Below are 16,339 nucleotides of genomic sequence, written 5' to 3'. Positions count from 1 at the left end.
GCGCCCCTGGTGGCGCGTCCGTCCGCCCGCCGGCTACGGCAGGTTGCGGGCCATCACGATGCGCTGGACCTGGTTCGTGCCCTCGTAGATCTGCGTGATCTTCGCGTCCCGCATCATCCGCTCCACCGGGTAGTCCCGCGTGTACCCGTACCCGCCCAGCAACTGCACCGCGTCCGTCGTGACCTCCATCGCCACATCCGACGCGAAGCACTTCGCCGCCGCCCCGAAGAACGTCAGATCACCGTCCGCCCGCTGCGACTTCGCCGCCGCCGCATACGTCAACTGCCGCGCCGCCTCCAGCTTCATCGCCATGTCCGCCAACATGAACTGCACACCCTGGAACTCCGCGATCGCCTTCCCGAACTGCCGGCGCTCCTTCACATACCCCTTCGCGTAGTCCAACGCCCCCTGCGCGATCCCGATCGCCTGCGCGGCGATCGTCACCCGGGTGTGGTCCAGCGTCCGCATCGCCGTCGCGAACCCCGTGCCCTCCGCACCGATCATCCGGTCCGCCGGGATCCGCACGTTGTCGAAGTACACCTCACGCGTCGGCGAACCCTTGATCCCCAGCTTCTTCTCCGGCGCACCGAACGACACCCCCTCGTCGCCCTTCTCCACCACGAACGCCGAGATCCCCTTCGACCGCAGCGAAGGATCCGTGACCGCCATGACGGTGTAGAACTCCGAGACGCCCGCGTTGGTGATCCACCGCTTCACGCCGTTCAGCACCCAGAAGTCGCCGTCGCGCACCGCACGGGTCTTCATCCCCGCCGCGTCCGAACCCGCCTCCGGCTCCGACAGGCAGTACGAGAACATCCCCTCGCCGCGCGCCAGCGCCCCCAGGTACTTCGCCTTCAACTCCTCCGAACCCGACAACTGCACCGGCAACGAACCCAGCTTGTTGACCGCCGGGATCAACGACGAGGACGCGCACACCCGCGCCACCTCCTCGATCACGATCACCGTCGCCAACGCGTCCGCCCCCGCACCCCCGAACTCCTCCGGCACGTGCACCGCATGCAGATCGGCGCCCCGCAACGCCTCCAGAGCCTCCACGGGGAACCGCCCCTCCTCGTCCACCTCCGCCGCGAACGGGGCGATCTTCGCCTCCGCCAGCGAACGCACCGACTCACGGAGCATCTCGTGCTCCTCGCCCAGCCGGTAGAGGTCGAAGTCCGCTCCGGAGTTCCCAGCCATCTGCTTGTCCCCTTGCGATAGTTACCGCTCAGTAATGCGTGCGGGCCCATCCTAGGCTCGGCGGGTTCGTCAGTCGACGTTGTCGCCGAGGGTGTCGGTGCTGGTGCGGTGCTGGGCGAGGTACTCGTCCATCCGGTCGCCGCGCATCGCGTCCCAGAGCAGGCCGGCCGCGCCGCCGTCCATCAGCACGACGGACTGGCCGTCGATGGAGTCGAAGCCGCCGAAGGGGGCGTTCATGAAGTGGACCCCGTCGGGGCGGACGCCGCGCAGGCTCCAGGCGAGGTCGTAGAGGTCGGTGTTGCTGAGCCGGTCGTCGACGGAGACCACGTCGCCGACGGTGCCGAGCAGGCCGGTGAGCTTGGCGGGGCTGGAGAGGGTGCCGGAGTTCATGGTGCGGAGCATCAGCGCGCGCAGGAAGTTCTGCTGGCGCTTGGTGCGGTCGAGGTCGCCGTTGGGCAGGCCGTGGCGTTCGCGGACGTAGAGCAGGGCCTCGGCGCCGTCCATGTGGTGGGTGCCGGCCGGCCATTCGCGGGCGTCGCCCTTGGCCTCGATGGTGCGGGGGATGGTGATGTCGACGCCGCCGACGGCGTCGGTGAGGGCGCGGAAGCCGTTCCAGTCGATCACCGCGACGTGGTCGATCCGGATGTGCGTGAGGTCCTGGACGGTCTGCACCATCAGCGCGGGCCCGCCCCAGGAGTAGGCGGCGTTGATCTTCGCGCTGCCGTGCCCGGGGACGGGCACCCAGGTGTCGCGCGGGATGGACACCACGGAGACGGACTTCCGGTCGGCGGAGATGTGCATCAGCATCATGGTGTCGCTGCGCTGCGCGCCGAGCTGCCAGGCCGGGGCCTTCGCGGCCTGCCCGGTGGTGGGCCGGTCGGCGCGGGCGTCCAGGCCGACCAGCAGGAAGGTCTGGCCGGTGTGCGGGACGGCGGTGGGCTGGGCGGCGCCGCCGGTCGGGAAGGCGTTCGGGATCCGGGCCACCGAGGACGCGTAGTGGTTCGCGGTCCACACCAGGGCGCCGAAGCCGCCGCCGAACAGCACCAGCAGCACGGCGAGGGTCCAGAGCAGCAGCCGGCGGCCCCGGCGGCGGCGCGGTGCGGGGTCGGGGTCCTCGGCCGAGGAGTCGTCGTCGTGGTCGAAGATGCTGAGTGGTGCCCGGTCCTCGTCGGCCTCGTCGGGCCGGTCCTCGGCAGTCATGCGCGCATTGTGAACCTTCCGTACAGACTTTCGGAGGGAAACCGTGAAATCTGCCGATCCCGCAGGTGATAGCGGTACCGATACCATCTGTGCGTGCGGCCGTCGCACTGCCTGTACGGCCCGAACGGAAGGGAATGCCAGTGGCTCCGCGGATCACCGTGATCGGTACCGGCTACTTGGGCGCCACCCATGCCGCGTGCATGGCCGAGCTCGGGTTCGAGGTCCTCGGGCTGGACATCGACCGGGACAAGCTGGCGGCGCTGGCCGCCGGCCGGGTGCCGATGTTCGAGCCGGGGTTGTCGGAGCTGCTGCTCAAGCACGTGGAGGGCCACGAGGGCTCGACCGGGCGGCTGCGGTTCACCGACTCCTGGGAGGAGGTCGCGGCCTTCGGCGACGTGCACTTCATCTGCGTGAACACCCCGCAGCGCAAGGGCGAGTTCGCGGCCGACATGAGCTACGTGGACGCCGCGGTCGACTCGCTCGCCCCGCACCTGGACCGCCCGGTGCTGGTGGTCGGCAAGTCCACCGTGCCGGTGGGCTCGGCGAACCGGCTGGCCGCCAAGCTGGCGGCGCTGGCCCCGGCCGGCGAGCAGGTCGAGCTGGCCTGGAACCCGGAGTTCCTGCGCGAGGGCTACGCGGTCGGCGACACCCTGCACCCGGACCGCCTGGTGGTCGGCGTGCGCGGCGAGCGCGCCGAGCCGGTGCTGCGCGAGGTGTACGCGGGCCCGATCGCGGACGGCGTGCCGTTCGTGGTGACGGACTTCGCGACCGCGGAACTGGTGAAGGCCGCCGCGAACTCCTTCCTGGCCACCAAGATCTCGTTCATCAACGCGATGGCCGAGGTCTGCGAGAGCGCCGGCGCGGACGTCGTGCAGCTATCGAAGGCGCTGTCCTACGACGAGCGGATCGGCGGCAAGTTCCTGAACGCCGGCCTGGGCTTCGGCGGCGGCTGCCTGCCCAAGGACATCCGGGCGTTCATGGCCCGGGCCGGGGAGCTGGGCGCCGACCAGGCGCTGACCTTCCTGCGCGAGGTCGACTCGATCAACATGCGGCGCCGCTCCCGGATGGTGGAGCTGGCCCGCGAGCAGTGCGGCGGCGGCTTCCTGGGCCGCCGGGTCGCGGTGCTGGGCGCGGCCTTCAAGCCGAACTCGGACGACATCCGGGACTCCCCCGCGCTGAACGTGGCCGGACAGATCCAGCTGCAGGGCGCGCAGGTCACGGTGTACGACCCGAAGGCGATGGACAACGCCCGCAAGATGTTCCCCAGCCTGTCCTACGCGTCCTCCGCCCTGGAGGCCGTACAGGGTGCGCACGTGGTGCTGCACCTGACGGAGTGGCAGGAGTTCCGCGAGCTGGACCCGGCGGAGGTCGGCGCGCTGGTCGCCGAGCGCCGTCTGCTGGACGGCCGCAACGTGCTGAACGGCGAGGCCTGGCGGGCCGCCGGCTGGACGTACCGGGCGATGGGCCGGCCGTTCGCGGAATGACCGCGCGGGGCGGCTCGTTCTCACCGGCATGAGCTACGGAGACGACGCCACCGTCCGGAAGATCCTCACCTCCTCCGGCGACACCTGGGCCGTGGTCGGCCTGTCCACCAACACCGCGCGCGCCGCGTACGGGGTGGCCCGGGTGCTGCAGCGGGCCGGCAAGCGGATCGTGCCGGTGCACCCGAAGGCCGAGACGGTGCTCGGCGAGCAGGGCTATGCCTCGCTCGCCGAGATCCCGTTCCCGGTCGACGTGGTGGACGTGTTCGTCAACTCCGAGCTGGCCGGCGAGGTCGCCGACCAGGCGGTCGCCAAGGGCGCGAAGGCCGTCTGGTTCCAGCTCGGAGTGGTCGACGAGGCCGCCTTCGACCGCACCCGGGCCGCCGGGCCGGACATGGTGATGGACCGCTGCCCGGCGATCGAGCTGCCCCTGCTGTAGGGCGTCAGGCCCCGACCGGGAAGGCGATGTCGCAGACCTCGTCGGCGGGGGCGGTGCTCGCCCAGTCGGCGAAGTACACCTCGCGGCCCGGGCCGGTGCGCCGGGTGCCCGCCTGCTCCATCCAGGCGCAGACCGCGTCGTAGGCGGACAGGATCTGCGGGTACTCCACCTGCGCCTTGGTGATGGTGGTGTACGCCTCCCGATGGGCGGGCTCGATCCGGTGCGCGGCGGTCAGGCCCTCCGCGCGGGCCGGGTCGATCGGCACGCAGACCTCGACCGGGCCGTCGTTGTCCTCGTTCACCTCGCCGTGGTAGATCACGAACGGTGCGGCCGCGACCCCGCCGTGCCCGGAGGCGATCGCCTCCAGCCGGGCGGTGGCCGCCGGGATCCACTCGTCCAGGTCCTGGGGCTTGGCCCGGCGCTGCTCGGTGAGCACCAGCTGCTCGGGGACCTCGCGCTGTTCGATGCGGTACATCTCGTCGATTCCTTCCAGTCCGCTGAGTTGGACGCGGAGGTGTTCGGCCAGCGCCCGCTGCGAGACGGTGCGCCGTTCCACGGCCGCCCAGTACGCGGCGACCCGCTCGGCCGCCGCGGGGCCCGACAGGGCGAGCACCTCGGCGACCGTGGCGAGCGGCATGTCCAGGCCGCGCAGCCGGGCGATCAGCCGCGCGGTGGCCAGCCGGCCCGCCCGGTAGTACCGGTAGCCGGTGGCCGGGTCGACCAGGTCCGGCGGCAGCAGGCCCTGCCGGTCGTACAGCCGCAGCGCCTTCGGCGACAGCAGGCCCCGGCGGGCGAACTCGCCGGTGGTGAGCAGCCGTTCTTCCTCCACGCCGGTCAGCGTGGGGCCTGCCCCAGGGGCAGGGTCAACCAGGTCGTTCACGCGCCGTCCAGCTGCTCCCGGGTGGCGATCGACGGCCCGCGTTCGGCCTGCAGCCGGCGGGCCGCCGTCTCGGCGTCGCGCAGCACCCGGACGGCGTTGTGCCAGGTCAGCTTGGAGAGGTCGGGCTCGGACCAGCCGCGGCCGAGGAGTTCGGCGATCAGCGCCGGGTAGCCGGACACGTCGTCCAGGCCGGCCGGGGTGAACGGGGTGCCGTCGAAGTCGCCGCCGATGCCGAGGTGGTCGATGCCGGCGACCTCGCGCATGTGGTCGAGGTGGTCGGCGACGTCGGAGACGGTGGGGACCGGGCGCGGGCGGGCCTCCGCGAAGGCGCGCTGCACGGCCTGCCCCTCCGGGGAGCTGTCGAACGGGCTGAAGCCGTGCGCGGTCATGTTGGCGTCGGCGGCGTACGTCCACTCGATGGCGTCGGCCCGCACGAACATCGGCACGAAGGTGACCATCGCGACGCCGCCGTTGCCGGGCAGCGCGGCCAGCACGTCGTCGGGAATGTTGCGCGGGTGGTCGCAGACGGCGCGCGAGGAGGAGTGCGAGAACAGCACGGGCGCCTCGGCGACCCGCAGCGCGTCGCGCATGGTGTCGGCGGAGACGTGCGAGAGGTCGACCAGCATGCCGAGCCGGTTCATCTCCCGGACCACCTCCTCGCCGAACGCGGTGAGGCCGTTGTGCACGGGCTTGTCGGTGGCCGCATCGGCCCACGGCACATTGGAGTTGTGGGTGAGCGTCAGGTACCGCACGCCGAGCGCGTACAGCGCCCGCAGGGTGGCCAGCGAGGAGTTGACGGAGTGCCCGCCCTCGGCGCCCATCAGCGAGGCGATCCGGCCCTCGGCGCGGGCGCTCTCCACGTCGTCGGCGGTCAGCGCGAGCCGCAGGTGCTCGGGGTGGCGCTCGGTCATCGCCCGGACGAAGTCGATCTGCTCCAGGGTGGCGCTGACCGCGCTGTCGCCGGACAGGTCGGCCGGCACGAACACCGACCAGAACTGCGCACCGACCCCGCCCGCCCGCAGGCGGTCGAAGTCGGTGTGCAGCCGGTGGCTCTGATCGGCCGCCAGGTCGACGGCGTCCAGGTCGTACCCGGCGATGGCACGCATCGCCCACGGCAGGTCGTTGTGGCCGTCCACCACGGGGGCGGTGCGGAGGACGGCCCTGGCACGCTCGATCAGTTCGGGAGTCATCCTCCCGTTCTACTACGTGCGCCTACTTCCCGAAGCCGAACGATTCGCTTCCCGCCACCTTGGCCCGCAGCTTGCGGCCCTTCTCGGTCGCCTGGTTGTTCAGCTCGGCCTGGAACTCGACCATCTTCTCGGCGAGTTCGGCGTCGAACGCGGCCAGCATCCGCACCGCGAGCAGACCCGCGTTGCGCGCCCCGGCCACCGAGACGGTCGCCACCGGCACCCCGGCCGGCATCTGCACGATCGACAGCAGGCTGTCCATCCCGTCCAGGTACCGCAGCGGCACCGGCACCCCGATCACCGGCAGCGGCGTCACCGACGCCAGCATCCCGGGCAGGTGCGCCGCCCCGCCGGCCCCGGCGATGATCGCCTTCAACCCGCGCCCGTGCGCCTGCTCCCCGTACGCGACCATTTCCCGCGGCATCCGGTGCGCGGACACCACATCGACCTCGTACGGAATCTCGAACTCGTCGAGCGCCTGCGCGGCGGCCTCCATCACGGGCCAGTCGGAGTCCGAGCCCATCACGATGCCGACAAGAGGGGACTGCGTCATTCGGTGATCGTTCCTCGCAGGTAGGCGGCCGCGTGGCGGGCGCGCTCGCGGACGTCTTCGAGGTCGTCCCCGAAGACGTTGACGTGGCCGACCTTGCGGCCGGGCTTCACGTCCTTTCCGTACATGTGGATCTTGAGGCCGGGGTCGCGGGCCATGCAGTGCAGGAAGGGGTGGTACATGTCCGGGTAGTCGCCGCCGAGGACGTTGACCATGACGGTCCACTTGGCGCGCGGGCGGGGGTCGCCGAGGGGGAGGTCGAGGACGGCCCGGAGGTGGTTCTCGAACTGGGAGGTGACCGCGCCGTCCTGGGTCCAGTGGCCGGAGTTGTGCGGGCGCATGGCGAGTTCGTTGACCAGGATGCGGCCGTCGCGGGTCTGGAAGAGCTCCACGGCGAGGTGGCCGGTGATGTCGAGGTCGCCGGCGATGCGCAGGGCGAGCTGCTGGGCCTCGTCGGAGAGGGCCGGGTCGAGGTCGGGCGCGGGGGCGGTGACCTCGGCGCAGATGCCGTTCTCCTGGACGGATTCCACGACCGGGTAGGCGACGGCCTGGCCGCTGGGCGAACGGACCACGTTGGCGGCCAGCTCGCGGACGAAGTCGACCTTCTCCTCGGCGAGGACGTCCACGCCGGCGAGGAAGGGGGCGGCGGCCTCGGCCTCGTCCTCGACGACCCAGACGCCCTTGCCGTCGTAGCCGCCGCGGACGGTCTTCAGGACGACGGGGTAGCCGTCGCCTTCGCGCGCGAAGGCCGTGACGTCGGCCGGGTCGGCGACGATCCGGTGCCGGGGGCAGGGGACGCCGATGGAGTCGAGCTTGGCCCGCATGACGCCCTTGTCCTGGGCGTTGACGAGCGCCTCGGGGCCGGGCCGGACGGCGACGCCCTCGGCCTGGAGGGCGCGCAGGTGCTCGGTGGGCACGTGCTCGTGGTCGAAGGTGATGACGTCGCAGTCGGCGGCGAAGGCCCGCAGCACGTCGAGGTCGCGGTAGTCGCCGTACTCGGTGGTGCCGACCACCTGCGCGGCCGACTCCTGGGGAGTGTCGGCGAGGAGTTTGAAGCGGATGCCCAGCGGAATGCCCGCCTGGTGCATCATGCGGGCGAGCTGCCCACCGCCGATGACTCCGACCACTGGAAAGTTCGCATTGCCCGCTACAGTCACGCGCTCCAGGATATCGGGGCCGGTCAAAGGCCCGACACCGGCGTGCGCGGGGGGCGTATGCACCGGGCGTGGCACGGAGCACACAGAATGTGCGGGTAGCCTGGTGCGCCGGTATCACACGACACCACTTAATCCGATCATGTGAAGCATACGGAGCAGCCCGCATGACGAACGCCACAGAATCGCGCCCCTCGTTGACCCGGCGACTGCGCGGCCTGTCCATGGAAGCCGTCGGCTTCGCCGTGATCGGCGCCTCCGGTGTGGTCGTCAATTTCGCCCTGTTCTGGATCCTCACCAACGGCTTCGGCCTGGCCTCGCTGCGCTCCAACATCGCAGCCACCCTGGTCGCCATCGCCACCAACTACCTGGGCTACCGGTACTGGCTGTACAAGGACCGCGACGCCGCCTCCCGCAAGCGCGAGATCACGCTGTTCCTGCTGTTCAGCGGCATCGGCATGCTGATCGAGACCGGCACCCTGGGCTTCACCCAGTACGTGCTGGGCCTGGACACCCCGTTCGAGAAGCTGGGCGGCAAGTTCCTCGGCCTGGCGATCGCCACCGTGTTCCGCTTCGTCTCCTACCGCACCTGGGTGTTCAAGGCGATGCCGGAGCTGGAGGACCCCGAGGTGGTGCAGGAGGCCGAGCTGCTGCTGGCCGCCGAGGACAGCCGCTCGGTGAGCAACTGACCTTTCCCGCACGTCAGTCGCCCGCGTGGGCGAGGAACAGTGCGAACACCGGCGGCCGCAGCGACAGCAGTTCGAGGCGGCCGCCGTCGGCTTCCGCGAGGTCGCGGGCGACGGCGAGGCCGATGCCGGTGGAGTTGCGGCCGCTGACGGCCCGCTCGAAGACCCGGTTGCCGAGTTCCCGGGGGACGCCCGGCCCCTCGTCCTGGACCTCGGCGACCACCGAGCTGCCGGAGCGGCGGGCCCGCAGGGTGATGGTGCCGGCGCCGTGCATCAGCGAGTTCTCGATCAGCGTGGCCAGCACCTGGGAGACGGTGCCGGGGGTGCCGATCACCCGGACGTCGCGCAGGCCCTCGACGACCAGTTGGCGTCGGCTGTCGCGGAGCGTCGGGGCCCACTCCTCGACCTGCTGCTTGAGGACGTCGTCCAGACAGAAGCTGACCGCGGTGGGGCTGTTGGGGTCGCGCTGGTTGGTGAGCAGCCGCTGCACGACGTCGGTGAGCCGTTCGACCTGCTGGAGGCCGATGGCGGCCTCCTCGCGGACGGTGTTCGGGTCCTCGGCGAGCGCGGTGATCTCCTCCAGCCGCATGGAGAGCGCGGTGAGCGGGGTGCGCAGCTGGTGCGAGGCGTCGGCGGCGAGCCGGCGTTCGGCGGTGAGCATCCGCGCGATGCGTTCCGCGCTGGTGTCCAGCACCTCGGCGATCCGGTCGAGTTCGGGCACCCCGTAGCGGCGTCCCTGCGGGCGGGGGTCGCCGGAGCCGAGCCGTTCGGCGGTCTCGGCGAGGTCGGTGAGCGGGCGGGCCAGCCGCTTGGCCTGCCAGACGGCGAGCGCCACGGCGGCCTGCACGGCCAGCAGTGCGACCACGCCGAGCAGCAGCAGCATGTTGCCGATCTCGTGGTCGAGCGCGGTGCGGGACTGGGCGACGGTCACGGTCTCGCCGCTGGCCCCGGATTCGGTGGCGGTCAGCGCGGGCCCGTCGACCGGGCGGCCGAGGACGATCTGCGGCTGCCCGGGGATGTCGACGGTGACGTAGAAGTTCTCCGTCACCACGGCGGCGAACTTCTCGCCGCTGACCGGCTCGCCCGCGGCGAGCCGGCTCTCCACCAGTCCGAGCACCCGGACCGCCACCGCGTCCACCCGGTCGTTGGCCGCGTTCGTGATCGACTGCTTCTCGATCAGGGCCAGCGGCACGCAGAACACCGCGACCACCACCAGGACGACGCCCAGCAGTGAGTTGATCATCCTGCGCTTCACGCCGGGTGGACCTTCAGTTCTTCTCGAAGCGGAAGCCCACGCCGCGCACGGTGGCGATGTAGCGCGGGTTGGCGGCGTCGTCGCCGAGCTTCTTCCGCAGCCAGGAGATGTGCATGTCCAGGGTCTTGGTGGAGGTCCACCAGGTGGTGTCCCAGACCTGGCGCATGATCTCCTCGCGGGTGACCACCCGGCCGGCGTCCCGGACCAGCACCCGCAGCAGCTCGAACTCCTTGGCGGAGAGGGTGAGTTCCTCCTCGCCGAGCCAGGCGCGGTGCGACTCGATGTCGATCTTCACGCCGTGCGCGCCGGTGGTCAGCTGGTCGACGTTGCCGCGCCGCAGCAGGGCGCGGACCCGGGCGAGCAGCTCGGCCAGCCGGAACGGCTTGGTGACGTAGTCGTCGGCGCCGGCGTCCAGGCCGACGACGGTGTCCACCTCGTCGGCGCGGGCGGTGAGCACCAGGACCGGGAAGCTCTTGCCGTCGGCGCGCAGCCGCCGGCACACCTCCAGGCCGTCCATCTCGGGGAGCCCGAGGTCCAGCACGATCAGGTCGACGTCCTCGCTGAGGCCGGCGCCCAGGGCGGCCGGTCCGTCCTCGCGGACGAGCACCTCGTAGCCCTCGCGGCGCAGGGCGCGGGCCAGCGGTTCGGAGATTGCCGGGTCGTCCTCGGCCAGCAGCACACAGGTCATAGGGGCGATGGTAGACCGCTCGGGGACGCCCGATCAGGGGGTATTCCGAGCTTTCGCCGCGCCCGGGCCGGGCACTGTGAACACTGTCACAGGCCGTGATCGAGTTGCATTCCCGGGCATCTTTGGTAGCAACTGCGCTTACATGGACATTCTTCGCACGAGCCTTGCCATCGCAGGCAATTCTCCCGTTCAGGCATCGAAAGGCACGGTGCAGCGACACCCAGCTTTACCTTCCGAATACCATTCACGCTCCGCAGTCGGTCGAACTCGCGACTTACAGTGGTGGAGAACCCGAGCAAGACAGGCAAGGAATCAGCATGGCTTCGAGCACCCTGGAGTCCGAGGTAGGGTCCTCCCCCTCCACCGGCCGGACCTTCTTCGGCCATCCCCGCGGCCTCGCGACCCTCTTCATGACGGAGACCTGGGAGCGCTTCAGCTTCTACGGCATGAAGGCCCTGCTGTTCGTCTACATGACCGCCAAGGCGGCCGACGGCGGCCTGGAGCTGAACATCGCCACGGCGGCCGCGGTGGTCTCGGTCTACACCGCGATGGTCTACCTGCTGGCGCTGCCCGGCGGCTGGCTCGCCGACCGCGTCCTCGGCGCCCGGCGCACCGTCCTCCTCGGCGGCCTGACCGTCATCCTCGGGCACTTCATGCTCGCGGTGCCCGGCAAGCCCATGTTCTTCCTCGGTCTGGTGCCGATCGCGATCGGCTCCGGACTGATCAAGTCCAACATCTCGACCATGGTCGGCCACCTCTACGACGGGCCCAACGACCCGCGCCGGGACGGCGGCTTCACGATCTTCTACATGGGCATCAACCTCGGCTCGTTCCTCGCGCCGCTGGTGATCGGCACCGTGGGCCAGAAGGTCAACTGGCACCTGGGCTTCGCGCTGGCCGGCGTCGGCATGGCCCTCGGCCTGATCCAGTACATGCTGGGCAGCCGGCACCTCAGCCCGCGCTCCAGCGTGGTCTGCGCCCCGCTCGGCGCCGCCGAGCGCCGCACGCTGCTGCGCCGGGCCGGGATCTGGCTGGCCGCCGCCGCGCTCTTCTACGGCACCCTGGTGGGCACCGGGCACTTCTCCTCCGGCTGGCTGATCTGGCCGCTGTCGCTGGCCGGCATCGCCATCCCCGTCGTGGTGTTCGCCCGGATCCGCCGGGACAAGGAGCTGACCGGCGCGGAACGCTCCCGGATCAACGGCTACGTGTGGTTCTTCGTCGCCGCCGCGATCTTCTGGATGATCTACGACCAGTCCGCTTCGACGCTCACCCTGTTCGCCGAGCAGCACACCGACAAGAACGTGTTCGGCTTCTCGTTCCCGTCCAGCTGGTTCCAGTCGCTGAACCCGCTGTACATCATGGCGCTGGCCCCGGTCTTCGCCTGGCTGTGGAACGTCGCCGCCCGCCGCAACCGCAACCCCTCCACCACCGCCAAGTTCGCCTTCGGCCTGCTGATGATCGGCGCGTCGTTCCTGGTGATGATGCTGGCGATGGCCGCCGCGAGCGGCGACACCAGCGTCACCCCGATGTGGCTGGCCGTGGTCTACCTGATCCAGACCGTCGGCGAGCTGACCCTCTCCCCGGTCGGCCTGTCCGTCACCACCAAGCTGGCGCCCGCCAAGTACGCCAGCCAGATGATGGGCATCTGGTTCCTCGCCGTCACCGCGGGCGACTGCGTGGCCGCGATCGCCCAGCTGCTGCTGGGCGACCAGGTGGTCGGCTCCACCTGGTACTTCGCCGTCCAGGGCCTTCTCGCCGTCGCCGCCGGCTTCGGCCTGTTCTCCGTCCGCGGCCGGGTCGGCAGGCTGATGGGCGACGTGCACTAGCCGGCTGGGGGCTGCCCTCGAACCCCTAGACCTTCCGGACCCCGCCCTGCCAGACGGCGGCGGTCAGCGGGACGCCCGGGCGGTAGGCCAGGTGGACGTGCGAGGGCGCGTCCAGCAGCTGGAGGTCCGCCCGGGCCCCCGGGGTGATCCGTCCGACGTCGGTGCGGCGCAGCGCCTGCGCCCCGCCCGCGGTGGCGGCGTGCACGGCCTCGTCGGGGGTCATGCCCATCTCGCGCACCGCGACGGCGAGGCAGAACGGCATCGAGCTGGTGAAGCTGGAGCCGGGGTTGCAGTCCGTGGACAGCGCGACCCGCGCCCCGGCGTCCAGCAGTCGCCGGGCGTCCGGGTAGGGCGCCCGGGTGGAGAACTCGGCGCCGGGCAGCAGGGTGGCCACCGTGTCGCCGTCGGCCAGCGCCGCCACGTCCTGGTCGGTCAGGTGCGTGCAGTGGTCGGCGGACGCGGCGCCGAGTTCCACGGCGAGTTGCACGCCCGGGCCGAAGCTCAGCTGGTTGGCGTGCACCCGGGGCGCCAGGCCCTTCGCCATTCCGGCGGTCAGCACCGCCCGCGCCTGGTCGCCGTCGAACGCCCCGCGCTCGCAGAAGACGTCCACCCACTTCGCGAACGGGGCGCACGCCTCCAGCATCTCCCCGGTGACCAGGTCCACGTAGCCCGCCGGGTCCTCCGCGAACTCGGGGCCGACCACGTGCGCCCCGAGGTAGGTGGTCTCCTCGGTGTGCCCGGCCGCGATCCGCAGCGACCGCGCCTCGTCGGCGGTGCTCAGCCCGTAGCCGGACTTCACCTCGACCGTCGTGGTCCCCTGCCGCAGCATCTCCGCCAGGTAGCGCGTGAGGTTCGCGTTCAGCTCGGCGTCGGAGGCCGCCCGGGTCGCCGCCACGGTGGTCCGGATGCCGCCGGCCGAGTACGCCCGTCCCGACATCCGCGCGTTGAACTCGGCGGTGCGGTCGCCGGCGAACACCAGGTGCGAGTGGCTGTCCACGAACCCGGGCAGCAGCGCCCGGCCAGCGGCGTCGACGGTCTCGTCGGCGGCGGGGGCGTCCCCGGCCCGGCCCACCCACGCCACCCGGTCGCCCTCGACGACCACGGCGGCGTCGGACAGCAGCCCGAGCGGGCCTTCCCCGAGCGCGGGGTCGTTGGTGACCAGCGATCCAACATTGCTGATGAGCAGGCTCATGAACGTCTCTGTCCTTGACCGGTCGTAGTCCACTGAACCCCCGCGCCCCGGCCGGGGCGCGGGGAACGCCTTACCGCAGTGCGCCCACCGCGTCGGCCGTCGCCCGCGCGACGTCCGGCACGAGCCGGTGCACCCCGTCCTCGACGACGTGCCGCCCGCCCACCACGACGTGCCGCACGTCGGCCGCGCTCGCCGCGAACACCGCGATCTCCGCTCCCAGCTCCGGCGGCGGCCCGGCGGTCCGCACGCTGTCGAGCGCGATCACGCAGAAGTCGGCCAGGAACCCGGCCTCGATGCGTCCCGCCCCGTCCCAGCCCAGCGACGCGTGCCCGTCCTCGGTGCCCGCCCGGAGCAGCGCGTTCGCCGTCCAGTGCCCCCGGGTGCGGGTCCGCAGCCGCTCGTCGAGTTCCAGCGCCCGGGCCTCCTCGAACGGGTCGATCACGGCGTGGCTGTCGCTGCCGAGGGTGATCGGGCAGCCCGCGGCGGCCAGCCGCCTGGCGGGTCCGATGCCGTCGGCGAGGTCCCGTTCGGTCGTCGGGCACATGCAGACCGCGGTCGTGCTGTCGGACAGCAGCCGCACGTCCTCGTCGGTGAGGTGTGTCGCGTGGACGACCGAGGTGCGCGGCCCGAGCACGCCGTGGTCGGCGAGGAGGCGGGTCGGGGTGACGCCGTGCGCGGCGAGGCAGGCGTCGTTCTCGGCGGTCTGTTCGGAGAGGTGGACGTGCAGCGGGGCCTTCCGCATCGCGGCCCAGTGCGCGACGGCGCCCAACTGCTCGGCGGGGACGGCCCGCACGGAGTGCACCGCGGCGCCGATCCGGGCGTGCTCGGCCCCCGGCAGCGCGGAGGCCCGCTCGGCCCAGGCCTCGGCGTCCCCGTCGGAGAAGCGCAGCTGCTGCCGGGTGGGCTCCGCGCCGAACCCGGAGGACAGGTAGCAGGTGTCCAGCAGCGTGATCCGGATCCCGGCCCGGGACGCCGCCTCGATCAGCGCCTCGCCCATCACGTTCGGGTTGGCGTACCGGACGCCGCCGGGCGCGTGGTGCAGGTAGTGGAACTCGCCGACGGCGGTGATGCCGGCCAGCGCCATCTCGGCGTACACGGCGGTGGCGAGCGCCAGGTAGCTGTCGGGGTCGAGGGCGGAGGCGACCTTGTACATGGTGTCGCGCCAGGTCCAGAACGTCCCGGAGCCGACCTGGACGGTGCCGCGCAGCGCCCGGTGGAAGGCGTGCGAGTGCGCGTTGGCCTGCCCGGGCAGGGCCAGCCCGGCGAGCCGGACGGCCCCGGCGGGGCAGGGCCCGCTGTCGGGGGTGACCTTGGCGATCCGGCCGCCGGGGCCGACGGCGATCAGGACGTCGCGCCGGACGGCGGGGCCGTCGGCGCCCGGCAGCCAGGCGTGTTCGGCCCAGTACGTCACGACGGGCGACATGCGAGGTCCTCCAGTACGTCGGCGAGGGCGGTGACTCCGGCGTGGCAGTCGGCCTGCTCGGCGTGCTCGGCCGGGGAGTGCGAGACGCCGCTGGGGTTCCGCACGAACAGCATGGCGGTCGGGACGGCGGACGCCAGGATTCCGGCGTCGTGTCCCGCGCCGGTGGGCAGGACGGGTGCGCCGAGCAGTCCCGCGAGGCGGTCGCGCAGCGGGCCGTCGAAGTCGACCACCGGCGTGTACGACTCGCGGACCAGCTCCACCCGCACGCCGTCGCGTTCGCCCCGTTCGACCGCCGACTGCTCGATGGCGTCGACCAGTTCACGCAGCGTCCGTTCGTCGGCGGCCCGCGAGTCGAGCCAGCCGCGGACCAGCGAGGCGATCGCGTTGGTGCCGTTGGGTTCGACGGCGACCTTGCCGAAGGTGGCGAGCGCCCCGGCGAGGCGGGCCTTCTTGCGGGCGGCGAGCACCGTGGTGGCGTAGGTGAGCATCGGGTCGCGGCGGTCGACGAGCCGGGTGGTGCCGGCGTGGTTGGCCTCGCCGTGGAAGTCGAACCGCCAACGGCCGTGCGGCCAGATCGCGCCGGCCACGCCGACCGGCTGCCCCTCGTCGAGGTGACGCCCCTGCTCGACGTGGAGTTCGACGAACGCGCCGATCCGGCCGAGGAGTTCGGGGTCGGCCCCGATCAGCGCCGGGTCGTGCCCGGCGCGTTCCATGGCGTCGGGCAGCCGTACGCCGTCGGCGTCGCGCAGCGCGTACGCGGCGTCCCGGTCGAGCACGCCGGTGGCCAGCCGGGAGCCGACGCAGGCGACGCCGAACCGGGCGCCCTCCTCGTCCCCGAAGTTGACGATCGCCAGCGGGCGGGTGAACTCGGCTCCGCGCGACCGGAGTTCGTCGAGGGCGGCGAAGGAGGAGACCACGCCGAGCGGGCCGTCGTAGGCGCCGCCGTCGGGCACCGAGTCCAGGTGCGAGCCGGTGACGACCGCGTCGCCGGCGGCCGGGTCACCGAGCCAGGCCCACTGGTTGCCGTTGCGGTCGGTCTCGAAGGCCAGCCCGCGGGCCCGGGCCTGCTCCTCGAACCAGGCCCGGCACTCGGCGTCGGCGGAGTTCCAGGCGTGCCGCCGGTAGCCGCCGGTGGAGGCGGAGCGGCCCACGGGGAGCAGCTCCGCCCACATCGCGTCGAA

At 72.0% G+C, this 16,339-nt stretch carries 15 protein-coding genes; 4 read left to right on the top strand and 11 right to left on the bottom strand.

Annotated features, from left to right (window positions below; all coding sequences use genetic code 11):
• Positions 1–33 precede the first annotated feature (33 nt).
• Positions 34–1,197 carry an acyl-CoA dehydrogenase family protein gene (locus ACFV4P_RS22160; protein WP_380473539.1) on the bottom strand — a complete coding sequence of 388 codons (1,164 nt, stop codon included), beginning with the start codon at positions 1,195–1,197 and terminating at the stop codon, positions 34–36.
• Positions 1,198–1,266: 69 nt separating this feature from the next.
• Positions 1,267–2,397, bottom strand: a complete 1,131-nt coding sequence (locus ACFV4P_RS22155) for an LCP family protein (protein ID WP_380473537.1) — start codon at positions 2,395–2,397, stop codon at positions 1,267–1,269.
• 140 nt (positions 2,398–2,537) lie between these two features.
• On the opposite strand from ACFV4P_RS22155, the gene ACFV4P_RS22150 reads away from it, so the two are divergent.
• The gene (locus tag ACFV4P_RS22150) at positions 2,538–3,881 is read left to right on the top strand and encodes a UDP-glucose/GDP-mannose dehydrogenase family protein (RefSeq protein ID WP_073808172.1); all 1,344 of its coding nucleotides are present in this window, start codon (positions 2,538–2,540) and stop codon (positions 3,879–3,881) included.
• A 28-nt stretch (positions 3,882–3,909) separates the two neighbouring features.
• A complete protein-coding gene (locus ACFV4P_RS22145; protein ID WP_073808171.1) occupies positions 3,910–4,317 on the top strand; it encodes a CoA-binding protein in 408 nt (135 codons plus the stop codon).
• 4 nt (positions 4,318–4,321) lie between these two features.
• Here ACFV4P_RS22145 and ACFV4P_RS22140 read toward each other — a convergent pair whose 3' ends face one another.
• Genes ACFV4P_RS22140 through ACFV4P_RS22125 form a run of 4 tightly spaced genes read right to left on the bottom strand, consistent with a single transcriptional unit; the run spans position 4,322 to position 8,091 of the window.
• On the bottom strand, positions 4,322–5,155 hold the full coding sequence (locus tag ACFV4P_RS22140; RefSeq protein WP_380473603.1) for a MerR family transcriptional regulator: 834 nt from the start codon (positions 5,153–5,155) through the stop codon (positions 4,322–4,324).
• Positions 5,156–5,193: 38 nt separating this feature from the next.
• Positions 5,194–6,387: a dipeptidase gene (locus ACFV4P_RS22135; protein WP_380473535.1), complete on the bottom strand. Its 1,194-nt coding sequence runs from the start codon at positions 6,385–6,387 to the stop codon at positions 5,194–5,196.
• A 22-nt stretch (positions 6,388–6,409) separates the two neighbouring features.
• On the bottom strand, positions 6,410–6,937 hold the full coding sequence (gene purE / locus ACFV4P_RS22130) for a 5-(carboxyamino)imidazole ribonucleotide mutase (RefSeq protein WP_073808168.1): 528 nt from the start codon (positions 6,935–6,937) through the stop codon (positions 6,410–6,412).
• On the bottom strand, positions 6,934–8,091 hold the full coding sequence (locus ACFV4P_RS22125; RefSeq protein WP_380473533.1) for a 5-(carboxyamino)imidazole ribonucleotide synthase: 1,158 nt from the start codon (positions 8,089–8,091) through the stop codon (positions 6,934–6,936). The genes purE and ACFV4P_RS22125 overlap by 4 nt, the downstream gene beginning before the upstream one ends.
• A 164-nt stretch (positions 8,092–8,255) precedes the next feature.
• On the opposite strand from ACFV4P_RS22125, the gene ACFV4P_RS22120 reads away from it, so the two are divergent.
• The gene (locus ACFV4P_RS22120; RefSeq protein ID WP_380473531.1) at positions 8,256–8,777 is read left to right on the top strand and encodes a GtrA family protein; all 522 of its coding nucleotides are present in this window, start codon (positions 8,256–8,258) and stop codon (positions 8,775–8,777) included.
• A gap of 13 nt (positions 8,778–8,790) precedes the next feature.
• Here ACFV4P_RS22120 and ACFV4P_RS22115 read toward each other — a convergent pair whose 3' ends face one another.
• Positions 8,791–10,029 (bottom strand): ATP-binding protein, encoded by a 1,239-nt coding sequence (locus tag ACFV4P_RS22115; protein WP_380473529.1) that lies wholly within the window; start codon positions 10,027–10,029, stop codon positions 8,791–8,793.
• A gap of 13 nt (positions 10,030–10,042) precedes the next feature.
• Positions 10,043–10,717 carry a response regulator transcription factor gene (locus tag ACFV4P_RS22110; protein WP_014136090.1) on the bottom strand — a complete coding sequence of 225 codons (675 nt, stop codon included), beginning with the start codon at positions 10,715–10,717 and terminating at the stop codon, positions 10,043–10,045.
• Positions 10,718–11,034: 317 nt separating this feature from the next.
• On the opposite strand from ACFV4P_RS22110, the gene ACFV4P_RS22105 reads away from it, so the two are divergent.
• Entirely contained in the window at positions 11,035–12,543 is a 1,509-nt protein-coding gene (locus ACFV4P_RS22105; protein ID WP_380473527.1) for a peptide MFS transporter, read from the top strand.
• A gap of 25 nt (positions 12,544–12,568) precedes the next feature.
• Here the strand turns inward: ACFV4P_RS22105 and hutI are convergent, their stop codons facing one another.
• The 3 genes from hutI to ACFV4P_RS22090 form a co-directional block, all read right to left on the bottom strand.
• On the bottom strand, positions 12,569–13,735 hold the full coding sequence (gene hutI / locus ACFV4P_RS22100) for an imidazolonepropionase (protein WP_380473525.1): 1,167 nt from the start codon (positions 13,733–13,735) through the stop codon (positions 12,569–12,571).
• A 70-nt stretch (positions 13,736–13,805) separates the two neighbouring features.
• Entirely contained in the window at positions 13,806–15,158 is a 1,353-nt protein-coding gene (locus tag ACFV4P_RS22095; RefSeq protein WP_380473523.1) for a formimidoylglutamate deiminase, read from the bottom strand.
• A complete protein-coding gene (locus tag ACFV4P_RS22090) occupies positions 15,143–16,330 on the bottom strand; it encodes an allantoate amidohydrolase (RefSeq protein WP_380473601.1) in 1,188 nt (395 codons plus the stop codon). The genes ACFV4P_RS22095 and ACFV4P_RS22090 overlap by 16 nt, the downstream gene beginning before the upstream one ends.
• Positions 16,331–16,339: the final 9 nt, after the last annotated feature.

Origin of the sequence: Kitasatospora sp. NPDC059795 (genome assembly GCF_042732175.1) — a bacterium.
Taxonomy (GTDB): domain Bacteria; phylum Actinomycetota; class Actinomycetes; order Streptomycetales; family Streptomycetaceae; genus Kitasatospora.
This window is presented reverse-complemented; position numbering and strand designations above follow the sequence as displayed.